At 50.0% G+C, this 650-nt stretch carries 1 protein-coding gene and 1 pseudogene; both read right to left on the bottom strand.

Annotated elements, in window-relative coordinates:
• Positions 1-154, bottom strand: a pseudogene (locus tag R7R24_RS27680) (flagellar biosynthesis protein FlgI); the annotation flags it as partial.
• Positions 154-650: flagellar basal body L-ring protein FlgH (gene flgH / locus R7R24_RS27675; protein WP_318120268.1), on the bottom strand; the 497-nt coding region annotated here is incomplete at its 5' end. The pseudogene R7R24_RS27680 and the gene flgH, both read right to left, overlap by 1 nt.

Here is a 650-nt window from a genome sequence, read left to right as displayed (position 1 = left end):
CCCCCAAACCGTAACCGACTAATTGGTTTTCGCGGATGCCTCGAACATCCACCAAATCCATAATAGGAATTTCCACTTCAGCCTGTGAAGTCGCAGGAAGCCCTAAGGTCAATGCCAGTAGGAAAGACGAAAAAAAGGTATTGATTGGCTTCATTAGAATGGTACCCATGGGCTGTTAAAGAACTGAGTCAGCCACCCAGCAGCGTTGCTGTCTGCCAACGCGCCGCGACCAGCGTAAGTGATGCGAGCATCCGCAATTCGTTGAGAAGAAACTTGGTTATTGCGAGTGATGTCATCGACGCGAACAATGCCCGTCAAACGGATAAATTCATCACCTTGATTTAGGCGCAGCCACTTTTCGCCACTGATGCGCAATACGCCATTTGGCAACACGTCATGCACCGTGACCGTGATAGCACCTTGGAGCTTGTTGCCTTGCGAGCTAGACGCACTGCCATCGAAATTTCGGCTGCCGTCAATGCTCACACCAAGTTCATCAAACTTTTTAGTGCCGATGGTTGGCGCAGCAAAGTTCACCGCTGAGCTCTTACCAAATTTGGTTCCGGCTTTTTTGCTTGAAGAAGTCTCTTCAGAAAGCACCACGGTTAGCACATCACCGACTCGGTACGCACGACGATCTTGGAACAGAG

This window comes from Vibrio sp. 704 (assembly GCF_033339295.1).
Note: the sequence above shows the minus strand (reverse complement) of the source record. Positions and strands in the feature narration are given on the sequence as shown.